Origin of the sequence: Roseovarius sp. BRH_c41 (assembly GCF_000961715.1) — a bacterium.
Lineage (GTDB): Bacteria > Pseudomonadota > Alphaproteobacteria > Rhodobacterales > Rhodobacteraceae > Roseovarius.
The window spans coordinates 112,025-131,639 of the sequence record NZ_LADY01000007.1 but is presented as its reverse complement, the minus strand read 5'-3'; the positions used below and the strand labels follow the sequence as shown (position 1 = coordinate 131,639).

The 19,615-nt window shown below is 62.0% G+C and carries 16 protein-coding genes; 6 read left to right on the top strand and 10 right to left on the bottom strand.

Annotation, left to right across the window (positions count from 1 at the left end; translation table 11 throughout):
* The first annotated feature begins 9 nt into the window (after positions 1–9).
* Entirely contained in the window at positions 10–1,353 is a 1,344-nt protein-coding gene (locus VR71_RS02655; protein WP_009818606.1) for an FMN-binding glutamate synthase family protein, read from the top strand.
* A 69-nt stretch (positions 1,354–1,422) separates the two neighbouring features.
* Positions 1,423–2,751, top strand: a complete 1,329-nt coding sequence (gene glnT / locus VR71_RS02650; RefSeq protein ID WP_045680922.1) for a type III glutamate--ammonia ligase — start codon at positions 1,423–1,425, stop codon at positions 2,749–2,751.
* Positions 2,752–3,049: 298 nt separating this feature from the next.
* Here glnT and VR71_RS02645 read toward each other — a convergent pair whose 3' ends face one another.
* Both VR71_RS02645 and tdm read right to left on the bottom strand, forming a co-directional pair.
* A complete protein-coding gene (locus VR71_RS02645; RefSeq protein ID WP_045680920.1) occupies positions 3,050–3,490 on the bottom strand; it encodes a cyanoglobin in 441 nt (146 codons plus the stop codon).
* A gap of 45 nt (positions 3,491–3,535) precedes the next feature.
* The gene (gene tdm / locus VR71_RS02640) at positions 3,536–5,920 is read right to left on the bottom strand and encodes a trimethylamine-oxide aldolase Tdm (protein ID WP_045681051.1); all 2,385 of its coding nucleotides are present in this window, start codon (positions 5,918–5,920) and stop codon (positions 3,536–3,538) included.
* Between the two features lie 145 nt (positions 5,921–6,065).
* On the opposite strand from tdm, the gene VR71_RS02635 reads away from it, so the two are divergent.
* A complete protein-coding gene (locus tag VR71_RS02635) occupies positions 6,066–6,920 on the top strand; it encodes a DMT family transporter (RefSeq protein WP_045680918.1) in 855 nt (284 codons plus the stop codon).
* Between the two features lie 37 nt (positions 6,921–6,957).
* Here VR71_RS02635 and VR71_RS02630 read toward each other — a convergent pair whose 3' ends face one another.
* The 6 genes from VR71_RS02630 to VR71_RS02605 all read right to left on the bottom strand — a co-directional run bounded on the left by VR71_RS02630 (position 6,958) and on the right by VR71_RS02605 (position 12,179).
* Entirely contained in the window at positions 6,958–7,569 is a 612-nt protein-coding gene (locus VR71_RS02630; protein ID WP_296429764.1) for a tetratricopeptide repeat protein, read from the bottom strand.
* The gene (locus tag VR71_RS02625; RefSeq protein WP_009818600.1) at positions 7,520–8,227 is read right to left on the bottom strand and encodes an ABC transporter ATP-binding protein; all 708 of its coding nucleotides are present in this window, start codon (positions 8,225–8,227) and stop codon (positions 7,520–7,522) included. Before VR71_RS02625 ends, VR71_RS02630 begins: the two co-directional genes overlap by 50 nt.
* On the bottom strand, positions 8,217–8,984 hold the full coding sequence (locus VR71_RS02620; RefSeq protein WP_009818599.1) for an ABC transporter ATP-binding protein: 768 nt from the start codon (positions 8,982–8,984) through the stop codon (positions 8,217–8,219). The genes VR71_RS02625 and VR71_RS02620 overlap by 11 nt, the downstream gene beginning before the upstream one ends.
* Positions 8,981–9,958, bottom strand: coding sequence for a branched-chain amino acid ABC transporter permease (locus tag VR71_RS02615; RefSeq protein ID WP_254656432.1), 978 nt, complete (start codon positions 9,956–9,958; stop codon positions 8,981–8,983). The genes VR71_RS02620 and VR71_RS02615 overlap by 4 nt, the downstream gene beginning before the upstream one ends.
* Positions 9,951–10,820: a branched-chain amino acid ABC transporter permease gene (locus VR71_RS02610; protein WP_009818597.1), complete on the bottom strand. Its 870-nt coding sequence runs from the start codon at positions 10,818–10,820 to the stop codon at positions 9,951–9,953. The genes VR71_RS02615 and VR71_RS02610 overlap by 8 nt, the downstream gene beginning before the upstream one ends.
* Before the next feature lie 69 nt (positions 10,821–10,889).
* Positions 10,890–12,179: an ABC transporter substrate-binding protein gene (locus tag VR71_RS02605; protein WP_045680913.1), complete on the bottom strand. Its 1,290-nt coding sequence runs from the start codon at positions 12,177–12,179 to the stop codon at positions 10,890–10,892.
* 411 nt (positions 12,180–12,590) lie between these two features.
* Between VR71_RS02605 and VR71_RS02600 the strand changes: the two genes are divergently transcribed.
* Complete coding sequence (locus tag VR71_RS02600) at positions 12,591–13,319, top strand: FadR/GntR family transcriptional regulator (RefSeq protein WP_009818595.1); 729 nt, start codon at positions 12,591–12,593, stop codon at positions 13,317–13,319.
* A gap of 21 nt (positions 13,320–13,340) precedes the next feature.
* Here VR71_RS02600 and VR71_RS02595 read toward each other — a convergent pair whose 3' ends face one another.
* Complete coding sequence (locus tag VR71_RS02595) at positions 13,341–14,642, bottom strand: ABC transporter substrate-binding protein (RefSeq protein WP_045680911.1); 1,302 nt, start codon at positions 14,640–14,642, stop codon at positions 13,341–13,343.
* 163 nt (positions 14,643–14,805) lie between these two features.
* Here VR71_RS02595 and VR71_RS02590 point away from each other — a divergent pair, with 163 nt between their 5' ends.
* Both VR71_RS02590 and mnmH read left to right on the top strand, forming a co-directional pair.
* On the top strand, positions 14,806–16,143 hold the full coding sequence (locus tag VR71_RS02590; RefSeq protein WP_045680909.1) for an NAD(P)/FAD-dependent oxidoreductase: 1,338 nt from the start codon (positions 14,806–14,808) through the stop codon (positions 16,141–16,143).
* Between the two features lie 150 nt (positions 16,144–16,293).
* On the top strand, positions 16,294–17,328 hold the full coding sequence (mnmH, locus tag VR71_RS02585) for a tRNA 2-selenouridine(34) synthase MnmH (RefSeq protein WP_045680908.1): 1,035 nt from the start codon (positions 16,294–16,296) through the stop codon (positions 17,326–17,328).
* A gap of 93 nt (positions 17,329–17,421) precedes the next feature.
* On the opposite strand, the gene selD is transcribed toward mnmH, so the two are convergent.
* Positions 17,422–19,593, bottom strand: a complete 2,172-nt coding sequence (gene selD, locus VR71_RS02580; RefSeq protein ID WP_045680906.1) for a selenide, water dikinase SelD — start codon at positions 19,591–19,593, stop codon at positions 17,422–17,424.
* Positions 19,594–19,615: the final 22 nt, after the last annotated feature.

Sequence of the window (19,615 nt, the reverse complement as noted above, 5' to 3'; positions counted from 1 at the left end):
GCTCAGACCATGAAAGACGAGACCCACGGCGCTCCGCGCACCCAGCCGATCCAATCGGCGACCTTCACGCAGTCGATCAACGCCGAAATCCGCCGCGCGGCAGCCACCGGCATCTATGACATCCGCGGTGGCGGAGCCAAACGCAAGGTGCCGCATTTCGACGACCTGCTGTTCTTGGGCGCGTCGATCTCGCGCTACCCGCTCGAAGGCTACCGCGAACGCTGCGACACCTCGGTGACCCTCGGCACCCGCTACGCCAAGAACCCCATCCAACTCGACATCCCGATCACCATCGCAGGCATGAGCTTTGGCGCACTTTCCGGCCCCGCCAAAGAGGCTCTGGGGCGCGGTGCCACGCTGGCTGGCACCTCGACCACCACCGGCGACGGCGGCATGACGCCCGAGGAACGCGGCCATTCCAAGAAACTGGTCTATCAATACCTGCCCTCCCGCTATGGCATGAACCCAGATGACCTGCGCCGCGCCGATGCGATCGAAGTGGTCGTGGGCCAAGGGGCCAAACCCGGCGGCGGCGGCATGCTCTTGGGTCAGAAAATCTCGGACCGCGTGGCCAAGATGCGCAACCTGCCGAAGGGCATCGACCAGCGCTCGGCTTGCCGTCACCCGGACTGGACCGGGCCGGACGATCTGGAAATCAAACTGCTGGAACTGCGCGAAATCACCGCATGGAAAGTGCCGATCTATATCAAGATCGGTGGCGCACGCCCCTATTTCGACACCACGCTTGCGGTCAAGGCGGGGGCGGATGTGGTCGTGCTCGACGGGATGCAAGGCGGCACAGCGGCCACGCAGGACGTGTTTATCGAACATGTGGGCCAGCCCATCCTCGCCTGTATCCGCGAGGCCGTCCGCGCGCTTCAGGATCTGGGCATGCACCGCCAGGTGCAACTCATCGTTTCGGGCGGCATCCGCACCGGGGCCGACGTGGCCAAATGCATGGCGCTAGGCGCGGATGCGGTGGCCATCGGCACCGCCGCCCTGATCGCATTGGGCGACAATGACCCCAAGTGGGAGGCCGAGTATAACAAACTGGGCACCACCGCCGGGGCCTATGACGACTGGCACGAGGGCAAAGACCCCGCCGGCATCACCACCCAAGACCCTGAGTTGATGAAGCGGTTTGACCCCATCGAAGGGGGTCGCCGCCTCAACAACTACCTCAAGGTCATGACGCTCGAGGCCCAGACCATCGCGCGCGCCTGCGGCAAGAGCCACCTGCACAATCTCGAACCAGAGGATCTCTGCGCCGTGACGATGGAGGCCGCCGCCATGGCACGCGTTCCGCTCGCAGGCACCGATTGGTGGCCCGGCAAGCCCGGCACCAGCTTCTGATCCCCGATCCGGCGTGGCCTTATCGGCCACGCCCCTCTCTTACAACACATGACAACAGGGACTGAAAAAATGACCAGTGATCTGGCGAAATTTGCCAAGGACAAGGGCGTAAAATACTTCATGATTTCCTACACCGACCTGTTCGGTGGACAGCGCGCCAAGCTGGTGCCGGCAGAGGCAATCGCCGACATGCAAGAGGACGGAGCCGGTTTCGCAGGCTTTGCCACTTGGCTTGATCTCACCCCGGCGCATCCCGACATGCTGGCAGTGCCGGACCCTGCGTCGGTCATCCAACTGCCTTGGCAACGCGATGTCGCCTGGGTCGCCGCCAATTGCGTGATGAATGGCAAAGACCTGCCCCAAGCCCCGCGCAACGTGCTGCGCCGCCTGATCGGAGAGGCCGCCGCCGAGGGGATGTATGTCAAGACCGGCATCGAGGCCGAATTCTTCCTTCTGACCCCCGAGGGCGATCAGATCAGCGATCCGTTCGATACCAGCGGCAAACCCTGCTATGACCAACAGGCGGTGATGCGCCGCTATGACGTCGTGCGCGAGATTTGCGACTACATGCTCGAACTGGGTTGGGAACCTTACCAAAACGACCACGAGGACGCGAATGGCCAGTTCGAAATGAACTGGAAATATGACGACGCGCTGGACACGGCTGACAAACATTCCTTCTTCAAGTTCATGACCAAATCCGTCGCCGAAAAGCACGGCTTCCGCGCCACTTTCATGCCCAAACCGATCGAGGGCATGACCGGCAACGGCTGTCATGCGCATATCTCAGTCTGGGATGGTCCGGGCAAAAAGGCCAAAAACAACGTCTTCGCGGGCAAAGGCGAAGGCCAGACCGGCGAAGTGGGCCTGTCGGAGCGCGGCAAGCATTTCCTTGGCGGCATCATGAAACACGCGAGCGCCTTGGCCGCGATCACCAACCCGACCGTCAACAGCTACAAGCGCATCAACGCGCCCCGCACCATTTCGGGGGCCACTTGGGCGCCAAATTCGGTCACATGGACCGGCAACAACCGCACCCATATGGTGCGCGTCCCCGGCCCCGGTCGGTTCGAGCTGCGCCTGCCCGATGGCGCGGTCAACCCCTATCTCTTGCAGGCGGTGATCATCGCGGCGGGCCTCTCGGGCATCCGCTCCAAGGCCGACCCGGGCAAGCGTCACGACATCGACATGTATGCTGACGGTCACAAGGTGCGCGGCGCACCCAAGCTGCCGCTGAACATGCTCGACGCCCTGCGCGAATATGACAAGGACAAAGAACTCAAGGCGACCATGGGCGAGGATTTCTCCGCCGCCTATCTCAAGCTCAAGCGTCAGGAATGGAATTCCTTTGTCAGCCATTTCACCAAATGGGAACGCGACAACACGCTCGACATCTGAGCCGGTTCAAAACGCCAAAAGAGGCCCGCGCGAGAGATCGCGTGGGCTTTTTTCTTTGAGTTGCGCGCGCGCACTGCGCACTCGGGTTTTGCGACGTTTCCTTTGCCTTCCGCGCGGAACAAGGCGCGAAGCGCCGCCGCGCGGATCGCTGGGCCGTCCCGCGGCCTAGCGATTTCGAGATGAAACACCATACTGTCAAGTTAGACAGACGTTGCTGGCATAAAGTGCCAGATGGCACCGTTGCTTCGCTAGTCCCCGGCCCAGCGACCGCGCGGCTCACAACTTAGCCACGCGTCCCTCAGCCCTCCGACACCGGGCACCCCTGCCCCATCCGATCCGCCTCCTCACGCCAATCCGGCACCGCGTTGATCAGCATATGCGCCGCCCGATCCAGCGTGGCGCGAAACCGCTCTACCACAGGCCCCTCCATCCCCTCATCGCGCAGCGCCGCGTCAAAGGTCTCGAGCCACATGCTCACATCCGCCTGCCGGATCGGCACATGCGCATGAATTTCGCGCAGATCCATATGCCCGAACCGCTCCCGGTAATAAGCCCGCCCGCCCAGAAACCCCGACAGGAATTCAAACTGCGTCTGGCGGGTATGCTCCAACCCATGCCCGCGAAAATGCAGCCGATGCAGCGGATAAACCGCCGGATCATGCTCCATCCGGTCGTAAAACGTCCCGACCAGATCCCGCAGACGGTCTTCACCGCCGATATCCTCAAGGGCTGTGCTCATGGCTTTCACCTTCGCCTCTGATCTCCCCGACCGCCTTGACCCAAATCAAGAGCGCGGCTTGGTCTTTTGCGGATCGTAATGAGCAAAAGGCACCACCACGGCAGGAAGCCGTTTCTGCAGCCCATCGAGCTTGCCAATCTCCACGGCAGTGCCCACGGCATGATGCGCCACATCGACCCGCGCCAGTGCGATATTCTTGCCCAAGAGTGGTGAACGCATGGAGGACGTTACCTCCCCCACCTGCGCACGCCCGATATGCACCGGATCGCCGTGGCCCACCGCCACATTGCTCTCGATGTCCAAGCCCACCAACACCCGCGCCGGATGCTCCTTGCGTCGAATGAGCGCCTCACGCCCGATGAAATCATCCGGCTTCGACTTGAGCGGCACGGTAAACCCGATCCCCGCTTCAAAGGGGTCCGTTTGGTCGCTGAAATCATAGCCCGCGAAAATCAGCCCCGCCTCGATCCGCACCATATCCAGCGCCTCAAGGCCCATCGGTGTCAGCCCATGATCCTTGCCCGCCGCCCAGACGGCATCGAACACCTCAACCGCATGCTTGGGGTGACAGAATATCTCATACCCCAATTCACCCGTATAGCCGGTGCGCGACACCACCACCGGAATCCCGTCGTGATTCCCGATCCGTGCCGGTGTGAACCGGAACCAACCCAGTTCTTCGAACTTTGGCTGATGCGGCGCGGTCCAGATCACCTTTTTCAAGAGATCCCGGCTCTCCGGCCCCTGCACCGCGATATTGTGCTGCATATCAGTCGAGGACCGCACCAGCACCTTCAGCCCCAGTTCCTCGGCCTTCTCGCGCAGCCAGTCGCCACCATAATCACTGCCACCGATCCAGCGGAAATTGTCCTGACCAAGGCGGAACACCGTGCCATCGTCGATCATCCCGCCATGCGGATAGCACATCGCGGTATAGACCACGCCACCCACCGGCAGCTTCTTGACGTCGCGGGTAAAGACATACTGACACAGCGCCTCGCTGTCCGGCCCGGTGATCTCGAACTTGCGCAGCGCGCTCAGATCCAGCACCACCGATTTCTGCCGACAAGCGTGATATTCCGCAATCGGCCCGGCGCTCGACATGGCACTGGCCAGCCAATAGCCATTGTATTCGATGAAATTCTCGGTGAACCGCGCGAAACACGGGTGAAATCCTGTCTGTTTGGTCATTTTTGGCTCCGCGTCGGGGGTGGGCCGATAGGCCACCGATCTTTGAAATGTTTCCTTGCCACTATACGTGCGCACATGGATATCCGTGGGGTTCCAGCCATTGGCGGCGGTGGTGTCATCCGGACAGGCCGAACTCACGCAGACCAGATCCGTCAGCGCCCGCAACAGCACATAGTCGCCCGGCCGCGTCCAGGGTTCGTCGGTATACATGACCCCATGGGCGTCAATGCCGGTGTTGAAGAAGAAATTGATCGCCATCCAGCCCGCGCGTCCCGTCACCCCATGCGGGGCCAAGGCGCCGTTGAAATTGTCCGAACAGTTCACATGCCCCGGATAGCCGATGTCGTCATAGTATTTTGCCGCACAGGCCAGCGCAAAGGCATCATGCCGCCCGACCGTGTCCTGCACCACCTCGACCAGTGGCATCATCTCTTGATCATAGTATTTCGCATGCAGCCCGGGCATCGGATAGGCGTGCCCCATCAACGTGCGCGTCGTGGTCACATCCAGCGCATGCTCAATGCCCTTATCCAGCTTGCGCGCGGCAAAACACTGAAAATCCGTGCATTGCCGCCCGTCCACGTCAACGATCTGGATATAATCCCCCGCCTTGACGAAATAGGCCTCGGCGGTGGCCGAATGCACGCGTAGATCCGTCACCGGATCAGCCAAAGGATCGGGCAATTCAAACCGCGCAGCGGATTTGAGAACCGCGCGCGTCACCCAGACTGTGAGCGGCGTCGCCGTATCCTGCGTCGCGAAATCCATGATCCCGCCGGGGGCCGCGATCACCACCACGCCGTCACGCCGCGCGACGAACTCAGCCTCGCACCCCGCTGGGCTACTGGCCTCGAATACATCCACAGACCGCGCATGCGCCAGATCAATCCCCCGCGCCTCGAGCCCCATGCGCAACCCGCGCAATGAGGTTTCCGATCCGCTCAGGAGCGATTTGAGCCCGCGCGCCTCGCCCGTGCCCGCCTCGCCCGTGCCCGCCTCGCCCAGAATACCCGGATCAATCACGCCATCCGGCCCCGCCGCCACGATCTCGCAGCGCTGTCCACCTTCGGTATTGACCACGCGCAGACGGTCTCCGGCCTCGACCCGGATCAGGATTGCACCCGCGCCCTCGACCACATAGCGTTCGCTTCCGGGCGGCAGCGCAAACACGCGCGGCTCGACAATGACACTTGGCCGGGGTGGTCCGGCCTGAACCTCGGGATAGCGCGTTTCCAACACCACAGACCTCCTCGTTCTCCGCAAGACATTTGCATACGCGGAATATTTATTTAACAATAAGAATATCCGAACCCGTCCAATCCAGCAACCTGAAACCGGACCACCAACCCGAAATCTAACATAAAGACAAAGGACCGAAATCCGAATGACCGCTTTGATACTTGGGCTGGTGGCGGCCCTCGCCTGGGGCACACATGATGTCTGCGTTCGCTACGTCAGCCAGAATAACGGTATCTTTGCGCCTTTGGTCTGGGTTTTGACCTTTGGCTTGATCCTTGTCACCCCGATCAGTGCTTTTGCCGGATGGGCGGCCCCCGCTGAGGGCAATTTCGGCCTCGCCCTGTTGGCAGGCCTGTGCTTTGGCGTGGGCGGCACGGCGCTCTACCGTGCCTTCTCCATCGGCCCGGTGCGGTTGGTCGCCCCGGTCATCGGTGCCTATCCGATTCTCTCGGTCGCTTGGGCCAGCCTCAGTGGCACGCCCACCACTGCACTCGAATGGGTCATGGTGGGCCTGATCATCTGCGGTGTGGCCTATATCGCCCAGAGCGATGCGGGCCATGACCAGGCCGAGGCCACCCCAAGTCCGCTTCCTGCGATCGGCTGGTCGTTGCTGGCCGCCGTGGGTTTCGCGCTGACCTTTGCAGTCGGGCATAGGGCCACGGCCAACGGCGGCGAATTACTGCTCTTGGCCCCCACCCGCGCCGCCGCCCTGGTGGTCGTGCTGGGCTTTGCGTTCGCCGTACGCGCCCCCCTCACCCTCACCCGTCGCCACGTCCCGCTTTTGGCGCTGATGGGCACACTCGATGCGCTGGCCATCGGCTGCGTGATCGGCGCGGGTCAGACCGCGCGGCCCGAATTCGCCGCCATCGGTGCCTCGACCTTTGGCGTGATCACCGTCCTCTTCGCGGCCATTTTCCTGCGCGAACGGCTGCGCGGCACGCAATGGCTGGCGGTTCTGGGCGTCTTCACCGCCATCGGACTCCTGGGCAGCGGTCACTGACCTGCCGCTTTCATCGGTCTTCAAATACTCAAAAATCTCAGCCCTCGGCGATCAACAACGCTGCGGCCAGAAACTTGCGCCCGTCATCAAACACCGGCGGCTTTTCGCCCCGCCAGCGGGCACAAATCGGTCGGTCCGGTCGCGCCCCGGTCAACAGCCGACGCAAGGCCTGATCACTCTCGGCCGCAATCGCGCGATACCGCTTGCGCATATTGTCATGGAACGTGTCGCGGTGCAGCGCCTCCATCCGCAGATGAAACAGCGACGAGCGGCTGCGCGGCTTGAACACAATCCCGCCGACGGCCTCCGAGGCCCCCATCCACCGGCTCAACGCCTGCTTTTGCAACCGCTCCGCCTGCGCCCCCTGCCCGGCATCCCGCGCCAGAACGGCCAGATTGGCAAGGCTTGTCGCCCGTCGCATATCCTGCGCCGGGAAAAACAGCCGCGCCACCCATCCGGCCCGCCGCAGCATCCGGGCGGCACCCGTCCGGTCGCCCGTCGTATAGGCCGCACAGCCCGCCTCGGTCAGACGCTCCCAGACCAGATCGGCCCGCGACCAGCCTGCCGCGCGCGCCACCCGCATCTCGGTGTCGCCGCGCTCAAAGCCCCAGATACGCGGCGCGAACATGTTCATTTCCACGTAACTCATGGGCAGGTCCCTCCATTGCGGTATCCCCGGTTTCCAACACATAGGCATGATGCGCCAGTTCCAGCGCCAATTCGGCATTCTGTTCCACCAGCACCACCGACAGCCCCTGCGCGTTGATTTCCTCGATGATCCGCGCGATTTCCTCGACGATCACAGGCGCCAGCCCCATCGACGGCTCATCCATCAGCAACAAACGCGGCTTCGACATCAGCGCGCGGCCAATCGCCAGCATCTGTTGCTCGCCGCCCGACATGGTTTGCGCCCGCTGCACCCGCCGTTCGCGCAGGCGTGGAAACCGGTCATAGACCTGCTGCAGATCGCGCTCGATCTCCGGCTTGTCGCGCCGCAGAAAGGCACCGGTGCGCAGGTTCTCTTCCACCGTCATATCCTTGAAGATGCGCCGCCCTTCGGGCACATGGGCGATGCCATGCGCCACCACCTTATGCGCCGGCAGATGATCAATCCGCTTGCCCTCGAACAGGATTTCCCCCGCGACAATCGGGACCATCCCCGACATGGCGCGCAGCGTCGTGGTCTTGCCCGCGCCATTGCCGCCTATGATCGTCACGATCTTGCCCTCGGGCACGGCAATGGAAATGTCGCGTATCGCGTTGATCTTGCCATAGTTGACGGCAATCTTGCGCATCTCAAGCAACATGGCGCGCGCCTCCCAGATAGGCCTCGATCACCGCCGGGTGGTGCCGGATCTCCGCAGGCCCCCCTTCGGCCAGAAACTTGCCGAAACTCATGCAGGTGATGGTATCGCAGAGCCCCATGATCGCCTGCATATCATGCTCGACCAAGAGAATCGTAATCCCATCCGCCTTGAGACGGCGCATCAACTCCATCATCTGCCGGGTTTCCTCGGGGTTCATGCCGGTAAACGGCTCATCGAGCAGCATCACATCGGGATGGCTGGCATAGGCCACCGCCAGCCCAAGCGCGCGCTGATGCCCATGCGAGAGATCCCCAGCACGTTCTTCAACCAGATCGCTCAGACCAAAGAACTCAAGCGCCTCACGCGCCCGCGCCTCTGCCCCACGACGATCTTCGCGATCCCAGCCGACGATGGCGGCAAAGATATTGGGCCGGAACGGCATATGCGTGCCCACCAGCGCGTTCTCCAGCACCGTCAGTTCGGCAAACAACGTCGAGTGCTGGAACGTCCGCACCACACCGCGCCGCGCGACCTCATGCATCGCAAGGCCGGATATATCCTCACCCCGCAAGAGGATCTGACCAGACGTCGGCGTATAGAACCCCGACATCATGTTGAACGTGGTCGTCTTGCCCGCGCCATTCGGCCCGATCAGCCCGTGGATGCTGCCATGCGCCACCTTGAACGACAGCCCATCCACCGCCATCAACCCGCCAAAGCGCATGGTCAGCCCGCGCATTTCCAGAAAATCGGTCATGCCTCTGCCTTTCTGTCGGATTTAGCTGTGGACCTACGTGGCAGAAACTTCTGAACAATGCTCTCCAATCCGTTGGGAAGAAAGAGAATAGACAGGATCATGATCGCCCCGTAGATCAGCGGCCGTGCCTGCTCGAACCCCATCCCGCGCAGCACAATCTCATTGATCACGGTCAGCAGAACACAGCCCAATATCGGCCCGTAGAATGTCGTTGTGCCGCCCACGATGGCCCATGTCAGCACAAAGACCATCACCTCGATGTCAAAGGAATTGGGATTCACCGTGCCCACGTAATGCGCCTGCAACGCCCCTGCGATCCCGGCAAAGCCCGAGGCAATGGCAAAGGCCAGCGTTCTGTAGGCGCGCAGATTGACCCCCGACGCCTGCGCCAGCTTGTCCTGCCAATGCACTGCGTGAAAGGTCAGACCCACGGGTGATTTCTCGATCCGCCACAGCACCCAGAGACAGGCCAAGACAATCACCCCGGCAAAATAGTAGTAGGACACCGGCTCGAAGAAATCGAAGCTGTAAAACCCCAGCGAGAAGTCCGGCATCGGATCAATCCCCGAAATCCCCCGTACGCCGCCGAATGGCTCGCGGAACCGCTTCCAGATCAGTCGGATGATCTCCCCCGCGGCAAACGATCCGATGAGAAAGTAGAACCCCTTCATCCGAAAGAGCGGAAACGACAGCAGCACCGCCAAAAGCGCCGATGTGATCCCGCCAAGGAACATCGCCACCGGCACGGCGACACCTAATTCCTTGGTCAGCAGCGCCGAGGCATAGGCCCCCACCCCCATGATCACCACATGCCCAAGCGACCATTCGCCGGTCAGCGTCAGCAACCGATACGAGGTGACCAAGAGGATATTGATCACCAGAAAGACCAGAATTTCCTGCTGGGAAAAGCTCAACCCATGCGGCAAGGCAATCAGCGCCACCGCGCCGAAGAGAAACATCAACGGCTTAAGCACGATCCGCACTCCCGAACAATCCGGTGGGTTTGACGATCAGCACCACCAGCATGAGCGACAAACCCACGATATCGGCCAGCACCCCATCAGAAAACGTTGTCACGAAGGTGTGGACAAAGGCATAGACCACCGAGGCGACGATCGCCCCTTCCAGTGATCCAACACCACCCACGATGATGACGATAAAGGCCGTGACAATCACCGAATGCCCCATATGCGGGTTGACCGACACCAGCGGCGCCGTCAGCGCTCCCGCAACCCCAGCCAGTGCCGCGCCGATAAACATCGCAATCCGCGCCGTTTGCGTGATCGAAATCCCCTGCAACGCGGCGGCCTCCGGGTCTTGCGCCGAGGCGCGCAGCGCCCAGCCAAACCGCGTCCGCTTGAGGAAATACCACAGCGCGCTCAAGAGCACGACCGCCGCGACGATCACATAGAGCCGCGCCACCGGCACGCCCACCTTGTCAGTGATCCGCCACACCTCTTGCGTGACGGGGGGAATATGCTCCATCCGCACGCCAAACCCCATCACCGCCAGGGATTGCAGGATCATCAGAAACCCGATCGAGGCCACCAGCCCGCCCAGGGGATTATCCTTGAGCGGTCGAAACAGCCCCCATTCCATCAGCAGGCCCAACATGCCGACGAACAGCATGCCAATTGGCACCGCGACAAAGAACGGCAAATGCATGTCGGCATAGAGCGCCACCACCGCATAGGCACCGGCCATGAACAACTCGCCATGGGCGAAATTGACCACACCCATCACCCCAAAGATCAACACGAGGCCGACCGCGACCAAAGAAATATAGCTTGCTGCATAGACGGCGTTCAGGCCGGTCTGCGCCAGGAGTTCCATCATCGGAATGCTCGAATTTTAGAGAGAAGAAGAAACAGCGCCCGCGTGCCGGGCGCTGTCCGTGTGCCGATCTTAGGTTCGCTGATCCCACATCTGGCCATAGGCCTGCATATGTTTGATCAACAGATCGCCATGCCGGCTGTACCAATCGGGAATGGACCGGAATTCCTTGATCACAGCCTTGCCGTTCTCAATCGCCACCACCGGCCAATCGCCGACCAGCGCGTTGTTGATGCCAAAGAGTTCCTCACCCCACCATTCCGCATCACCAAAGGCGTGTTTGCCGGGCCCGTCCTGCATCGCTGTGATCACCGCTTCGGGATCGGCAGAGCCTGCCTTTTCCGCCGCCGCTTTCCACAGATCCATGATCGAGGCGTATTCCCAGCTCACCGCGCCCCACTGACCGGGATGCCGCTTGTTATACTCGGCATAGAACCCGTTGGGGTCTTCGAAATTCACGGTTTCTGCATTCAGCGCCGGATCATCGAAATCCGGGAACTGGAAAATGAACCCTTCCATGAATTCCTTAGAGGTCTTGGCGATCATCTGGTCATAGAAATCCGCCGTGCAGCTGATGATCTGCCCGCCAAAGTTCTGCTGGAAGAGTTGCTCTGCGATCGGGTGAACATAGTCTGAATAACACGTGTCGAGACAGATGATATCGGGGTTCTTGGCCAAGAGCCGCGTCACCACCGGCGCGAAATCCGTCGTCGCAGGATCAAACAGCAGCGGCTCGTCCAGCATCTCGATCCCCGCAGCCTCGAACGCTGCCAGATAGGTTGCCACCGACGGCAGGCCAAGCGCATCGTCCTGCGCGCACATCACGGCCGTTTTCAGCTCCGGCTTGTTCTGCGCCAGCCACTCGACCCCTGTCACGTTGTAGATCGGGTGCACCTCAGCAGGTGCCAAGAGCGTCTTGCTGTCCGGAGAGAGATCCGACGGAAGAAGCGTCGAAAAGAGCATGCCCGTGCGTTCCGCCACCGGCTGCACACCGGGCCAGGTATCGCCACCCAGCATCATGATGAAACTCACGCCATCTTCGCGGATCAGCTTGGTCGCCCCTGTCCGGGCCTTGGCAGGGTCATATTCATTGTCATAAGACACGAATTCCACCGGATGCGCCCCATCCGCCAGCGTGATGCCGCCCGCGGCATTGACCCGCTCGGCCCAGATTTCACAGCCATCCAGACCGGGCTTGCCCCAGGCCGCGACAGCACCTGTCAGCGGCGCAAGAAATCCGATCTTGATCGGCTCACCCGCCGCAAGCGCCATTTTCGGCAGCCCAAGCGCCGCAGTCGCCGCTGCCGATGTCTTTAGAAAGGTCCGACGTGTGAACCCCGAAGCGATATATTTGGAAAGCATGCGTTCCTCCAACTGTTGGCGCCACGCGCCATCCGCGCAGCAGAGAGTAGCCAAGAGCGACCTGTTTTTGGTTCATTTCCAACCTCAGTCACTATACCAGTTTCCGAAATTGGTTTGGCCCACGAGGGAAGGCTAGCAAAGCGATCTGCAACTCACAAGAAAATTTGTTTCTTAGAGTTATAATTAAACAGGATCTCTAAGCCAAATCTTTCAATTCGCACAGAATTTTAGCAAGATCAGTTTGCGGGCAATTGGCACATAACGGCTTTCACCCTGAAAAACTGGTCCTCCAAGGGGTTAAAATTGGTCCTATGATCCCGCCGTCCGACTTGTGAAGGCGATGCATTCCGCCTAGATTTCCACCAATCGCCCTTCGCGCCAGACGAGGGACCAGACGAGGGACATCACATCATGGCCAGTCAGACCACGAATACCACGGCGCAACTCGTCACCACACATTCGGTTGGGGCGACCGTGCAGGTGGTGATCGACAGCCTCTTTGCCCGAATCAAATCCGAGGACTATCCCGAGGGTGCCCGACTGCCGTCAGAGCGCACGCTGTCGTCAGAACTCGGCGTCGCCCGTAACACGGTGCGCGATGCGCTCGATGTGCTCGAATCGCGCCAGATCATCCGCCGCCGCGCAGGCTCGGGTAGCTTTGTCACCTATAAGAGCGAACTCAGCCGCACCGGCAACCGCAGCGCCTTGGCCGAAAACACCAGCCCGCTCGACCACCTTGTCGTGCGCGGTATTCTGGAACCCGAGATGATCCGCCTCGCGGTCATCAACATGACCCCCCGCGACATCATGGAACTCGACGACATTCTAACCCGGATGGAGGCAATCAGCACCAATGCCGCCGAATTCGTGAGCTGCGAAGAGGAATTCTATCGCAAGATTGCCGCAGGCACCGGCAATCCGCTGCTCGCCTCCTGCTATGATCTGGCGATCGAGGCCTGCTTGCAGACCCATCGTTCCACCATGATGCGGCGGCATCTCACGCCCAAACGCATCGAGGATTACCAGAAACGCTACAATGCGCTCTTCAACGCGATTTCCTCCCGCGACGTCGAAACCGCTGTGGAATATATCAAGCTGCATCTGATCGAAGAACAAAAAACCCTGCTGCAAGAGGACTGAGCCCAAGACGGCCGCGCCGCTTCAGCTCACCACCAGCCGCGCCTCCAAACAGGCCTTGCCCGCCCCCTGCCCGTGCCGCTGATGCCACAGTTGCCCCAATGCGGCCATCTCGGCCCGCAAAAGCGCCTCGTGCCGCGCCAGCCACTCAGGGATTGACCCGAAATCGACGATCCGCGCCTTACCGCCTTGGATTTGCACCACCGGCCAATCACCGATCAGCGTATGATTGAGGCCAAACATGTCCTGCCCCCACCATTGCGCCGGGCCAAAGGCATGGTTGACCTCGCCCAACTGCCGCATCGCCGCCAGAACCGAGACCGAATTGACCGTCCCCGCCCGCTCGACCGCAGATTGCCAGATATCGAGGATGGCGGCATATTCCCAACTCACCGCCGTCCAGCTGCCCGGAAACCTTCTGTTGTATTCCTCATAAAACGCCTGCGGCTGGTTAAAGAAGAACGCCTTTTCCGCAAGCGCCGGATCGTCGAAATCGGGAAATTGGAACAGGAACCCTTCCATGAATTCCGCCGAAGTCAGCGCGATCAACTGCTCATAGCAATCCGCCGTACAGCTCAGGATCTGGCCCTCATATCCCTGAAGATAGGCAAATTCCGTCATCGCATGCACCATCGGCGTATAGCTCGTGCACCAGCACAGCATATCCGGCGACGCGGCCAACATCGGCGCGACAACTTCGGGGGCCGATGCCGTGCCGGGATCATAGCGGATTTCCTCAACGATCTCGATCCCCACCGCCTTGAACGCCGCGCGATAGGCGGCCAGCGCTGGCAGGCCAAGCGCATCGGTCTGCGCACAGAGCGCCACGGTGCGAATATCCGGCCGATGCTTGGCGATCCATTCCACCGCCGTCACCGTATAAATCGGCAGCGATTCGCCCGGCGCGATCAGATACGGCGTATCCGGCGACAGATCACTCGTCAGCAAGGATGAGGTCAGCACCTTCTGCCCCATCAGGTAATCGCGCACCTCCGTAAACGAATCGCCCCCCAGCATCATCACCAGTGCCGCGTCATGCTCCTGCACCAGATGTCGCGCCCCGGTCAGCGCCTCCGCCCCGTCATAGCCGCAATCATAGGCCTCCAGCCGCACCGGGAAACGCCGCCCTCCCATCAGCACGCCCCCCGCCCGGTTGAGCCAATCCACCCAAATCTGACAGCCGTTCAGCCCCGGCAGCCCCCATGATTCGACCGGACCGCTCAAGGGGGCCAGAAATCCGATGGTCAACGTCTTGCGCATCCCGACGGAAAACCGGGGCAGAGCGCTTCTGATGGCCAGACGTTGTGCGAAACTGGAATTGGACATGCTTGATTTCTAGCAGGTTCGCGGCCCTGCGCCACCCAGTTCATGGGAAAATTTTATTCTTCGCGAGAAAATTTATTGACAACAGGTCCGGCGCAACCTCAGTCTGGCATGGACCAAAGGCACCAATACTAGAATATTGGTCCATACCAGCTTGGAGGGCTACATGACCAAAAAACGAATTGCGATCATCGGCGCGGGACCGTCGGGCCTGGCCCAATTGCGGGCCTTCCAATCCGCAGCGGCCAAGGGTGCCGAAATCCCCGAAATCGTCTGTTTCGAAAAGCAGGACAACTGGGGCGGGCTCTGGAACTACACATGGCGCACCGGCCTTGATCAATATGGCGAGCCGGTGCATGGCTCCATGTATCGCTACCTGTGGTCGAACGGACCAAAAGAAGGCCTTGAATTCGCCGACTATTCCTTTGAGGAACATTTCGGCAAGCAAATCGCCTCTTATCCGCCCCGCGCCGTGCTTTTCGACTATATCGAAGGCCGCGTGCTCAAGGCCGGCGTGCGCAATCTGATCCGCTTCTCCACCGCCGTCCGCTGGGTCGAAAAAGCCGGCGATAAATTCAACGTCACCGTCTGCCACCTACCCGAAGACCGCACCTATACCGAGGAATTTGATCACGTCATCGTCTGTTCGGGCCATTTCAGCACGCCCAACGTACCCTATTTCCCCGGCTTCGAGAATTTCAAAGGTCGCGTCCTGCACGCCCATGACTTCCGCGACGCGCTGGAATTCAAGGACAAAGACATTCTCATCGTCGGCACCAGCTATTCCGCCGAAGACATCGGCTCGCAATGCTGGAAATACGGCTGCAAATCCGTGACTGTCAGCCACCGCACCGCGCCCATGGGCTTCAACTGGCCAGACAACTGGCAAGAGGTGCCGCTCCTGCAAAAGGTCGAGGGCAACACCGCCTATTTCAAGGATGGCACCACCAAGGACGTGGACGCGGTCATCCTCTGCACCGGCTACAAGCACCATTTCCCCTTCCTGCCCGACGATCTGCGGCTCAAGACCGCCAATCGCCTCGCCACAGCCGACCTCTACAAAGGTGTCGCCTTCGTGCGCGAACCGGCCCTTTTCTACCTCGGCATGCAGGACCAGTGGTTCACCTTCAACATGTTCGACGCGCAGGCGTGGTGGGTGCGCGACGTGATCATGGGCCGCATCGCCCTACCGGATCAGGCCACGATGGAGGCGGATGTGATCGAGCGCGTTGCCCGCGAGGACGCCGGCGAGGATGATTACGCAGCGATCTGGTATCAGGGCGATTACGTCAAGGAACTGATCGACGAGACCGACTATCCCAGCTTTGATGTCGAAGGCGCCTGCAAAGCCTTCAAGGAGTGGAAGGGCCACAAGAAAAAGGACATCATGGGCTTCCGCAACAACGCCTATAAATCTGTCATCACCGGCACAATGGCGCCCATGCACCATACGCCATGGAAAGACGCGCTTGACGACAGTCTCGAAGTTTACCTCCAGAACTAACCTTCCCTGACTGAGGTGGGCGGCCCCGCGCTGCCCACCTTTTTTCACATCCCCCGACGCCACACAGGCGCGTCAGGGCTTGATCTTGGGGGACGCGCAGCGCATGCACAGGGCCATGTCCCATCCCTGTCCTCATCCCGATTTTCCCTGATGCCAATTGCCCTCGACAGTCTCGCGGCACTGGCCGCCCTGCCCTTTGACGAGGTGATCGACGTCAGGTCCCCCGCCGAATTCGCCGAGGATCACATTCCCGGTGCCATCAACCTGCCCGCACTCTCGAACGAAGAACGCGCCCATGTTGGCACCATCTACGTGCAACAGGACCGATTTCTCGCTCGCAAGATTGGCGCGGCACTCGTGGCCCGAAACGCTGCTGCCCATCTTGAAGGCCCGCTTGCGGATCGTCACGGCGGCTGGCGTCCGCTCGTCTATTGCTGGCGCGGTGGTCAGCGCTCAGGCTCTTTCACCGTGATTTTGCAACAGATCGGCTGGAAGGCAGACACCATTCAGGGCGGCTATCAGAGCTATCGCCGCCTCGTCGTCCGCGCCCTTTATGAAGAGGCGTTTCCCGCCCCAATCACGCTGATTGACGGTGGCACCGGCACCGGCAAGACCCATCTGCTCTCCCATCTCGCAGCCCAAGGCGCGCAAGTGATCGACCTTGAACACCTGGCCGCCCATCGCGGCTCGGTCTTTGGCCCCGTCGCGGGCGGGCAACCCTCGCAGAAATCGTTCGAGAGCGCGCTGGCCGCTCAAATGGCGCGGCTCGATCCCACGCGCCCGGTCTATATCGAGGCCGAGAGCACCCGCATCGGGCGGATCAACCTGCCGCCCATGCTGACCAGCGCCATGCGTGTCGCACCTGTGATCCGGCTCGAGGTGCCCCTTGCCGCCCGCGTGTCCCATCTCTGCGCCGATTACACCGACCTCATCGCCGATCCCGACCGGCTCGACGCGATCCTCACGCGGCTGGTCCAGTATCATGGCCATGCGCAGGTCGACCAATGGCGCGCCCTCGCCGCCACGGGGGATTTTCCCACCCTCGTGACGCAGTTGATCGAGACCCATTACGACCCGCGCTACATCCGCAAACCCCGCCCCGAAGGGATCACCCCCTTGGACTTGCCAGATTTGTCAGAGGCCACGCTGCACGCGGCAGCACGGAATTTGATCAAGAGCGCATAGGCGTGGGGTATCGCGAGCGTCAGCCAAAATCCCCACCCCGCGCGGAATCAAGGCGCGGTACGCGCCGCCGCGCGGATCGCTTGAGACCCAAACTCACCCCCGCACCCTGATCCCCACCGGCCCCGCCACAATCCGCCCGATCACCGCCGCCTCATGGCCCGCCGCATGCAACCGCTGCACCACCCCTTGCACCGCATCGACCCCAACCGCCGCCAGCATCCCGCCCGCCGTCTGCGGATCATGCAACAACGCCAACCGTGGCCCAGCCCCGCCCTCAACCGGCGCTGCCGCCACATTCGCCGCCCATATCGTGGACCGCACCCCCGCGGCCGCCAACCCTTCAGCCCCCGCATAGACCGGCACCTGCGCCAGATCGACCTCAGCCGCAACGCCCGACGCCCGGCACATCGCCATCAGATGCCCCGCAAGACCAAAACCCGTCACATCCGTCATCGCATGCGCCTGCCCCAAGATCTCCGCCGCCTCCCCCTGCGGCACCTGCAACGCGGCCAGCAGGGCGGCAATATCGCGCCCGTCGGCCACCCCGCGCATCTCAGCGGCCAAGAGCACGCCCGAGCCAAGAGGCCGCGTCAGGATCAGCACATCGCCCGGCATCGCCCCCGCGATCGTGATCGCCTCGCCGTCCAAAATTCCCGTCACGGTAAAGCCGATGCTCGCCTCCGCCCCCAATGTCGAATGCCCGCCAACGATCTCAGCGCCCGCGCAATGCAACGCATCGCCCGCCTGCGCCATGATCTCGACCATACTGCGCGCCTGCAACACCTCAGACAGGCGCGGCAGTGTCACCGACACCAGGGCCGCCTGCGGCTTTGCCCCCATCGCCCAAACGTCACCCAAGGCATGCAGCGCCGCAATCCGCGCCATCACCCCCAGATCCTCGGTAAAGCCGCGCAGATGATCCGTGGTCAGCACCTGCCGCACGCCCCCCACCCGGATCACCGCCGCATCATCCCCCGGCCCGGTCAGCACGTCCTCGCGCCCCCGCGACAGCTCCGCCGCCAGCACCTCGCGCAAAACCCCCGGTGCCACCTTGGCTCCGCATCCGCCACAAAGCGGCTCGTCTCCCACACCACCCAAGGCGCGCAGACGCGGTGCCTCCGCCGCAGCCATCGCCGGCAATTCCGCGAATTGCACCATGAACTTGCGGTCGATCCGATCCTTCAACCGCCACAAGAGCGGCCCGCCAAAGGCCATGCCCATCTTTTCCCCCAAGGCCGATTTTCCCCCGAGAGAGATCAGCTTGAGGTAATCGCGCTGCGGATGAAACGGCCGCGTCTTGCCCCCACTCAGCACCGCGCGCAGATTGTCGCGCAGCACAGGGGCGGCACGCACTGCATAGACCCCGGCCTTGGGGCGCGGCGCATGGCTCAGATGCGCGCAATCCCCAGCGGCAAAAATCGCCTCTTGCCCCTCGACCCGCAAATCCGCACCCACGCGCAGAAACCCGTCCTCTGTCACCGGCAATCCGGTCTCTGCCAGCCAACCATGCGCCCGCGCGCCCGCTGCCCCCGCGACAAACCCCGCCGCAATCTGGGTCCCATCGCTCAGGATCACACCCGCGCCCGTCACCTGCGCCACCTCGGCCCCCGTCACAATCAGCACCCCCGCCGCCGCACAGGCGCGGATCAGGCGCGGGCGGATCACCGGCGCGCCCGGCGCAATCTCCACCGACCGCTCGATCAGCGTTACCTCGGCCCGCCCCGCAACGCCCCGCAACCGATAGGCCATCGCCATCGACAATTCGATTCCGGCAATGCCGCCGCCGATCACCGCCGCTTGCGGCGCGGTCCCGTCGGCCACCCGGCCCAGAAACCCCTCCCAGGCCCCCGCAAAGGGCCCAAGCGGCTTGGCCGCGACCCCATGCTCGGCGAATCCCGGCAACCGTGGCATCCCCGAATGAATGCCCACATCGACCGAGGCCACGTCAAACCCGATCGCGCCGCGCCCCGCGACCGTGACCCGGCCCGCGCCCGCCTCAATCCCCGTGACCGCCCCCACAATCAGCCGCGCGCCCGCAAACCGCGCCAGCCGCACCAGATCAATCTCCAGCTCCTCGCGCCGGTAATGCCCCGCCACCAACCCCGGCAACATGCCCGTATAAGGCGCAACCGGATTGGGGTCGATCACCGTCAACCGCGCTCCCGGCAGCGGGTCCATCCCCCACATCCGCAGCACCAACGCATGTGCATGCCCACCCCCGATCAGCACCAGATCACGAGTCAGGGGAACAGAGGCGGACATCATGGGGAAACTCTCCGGTTATGCT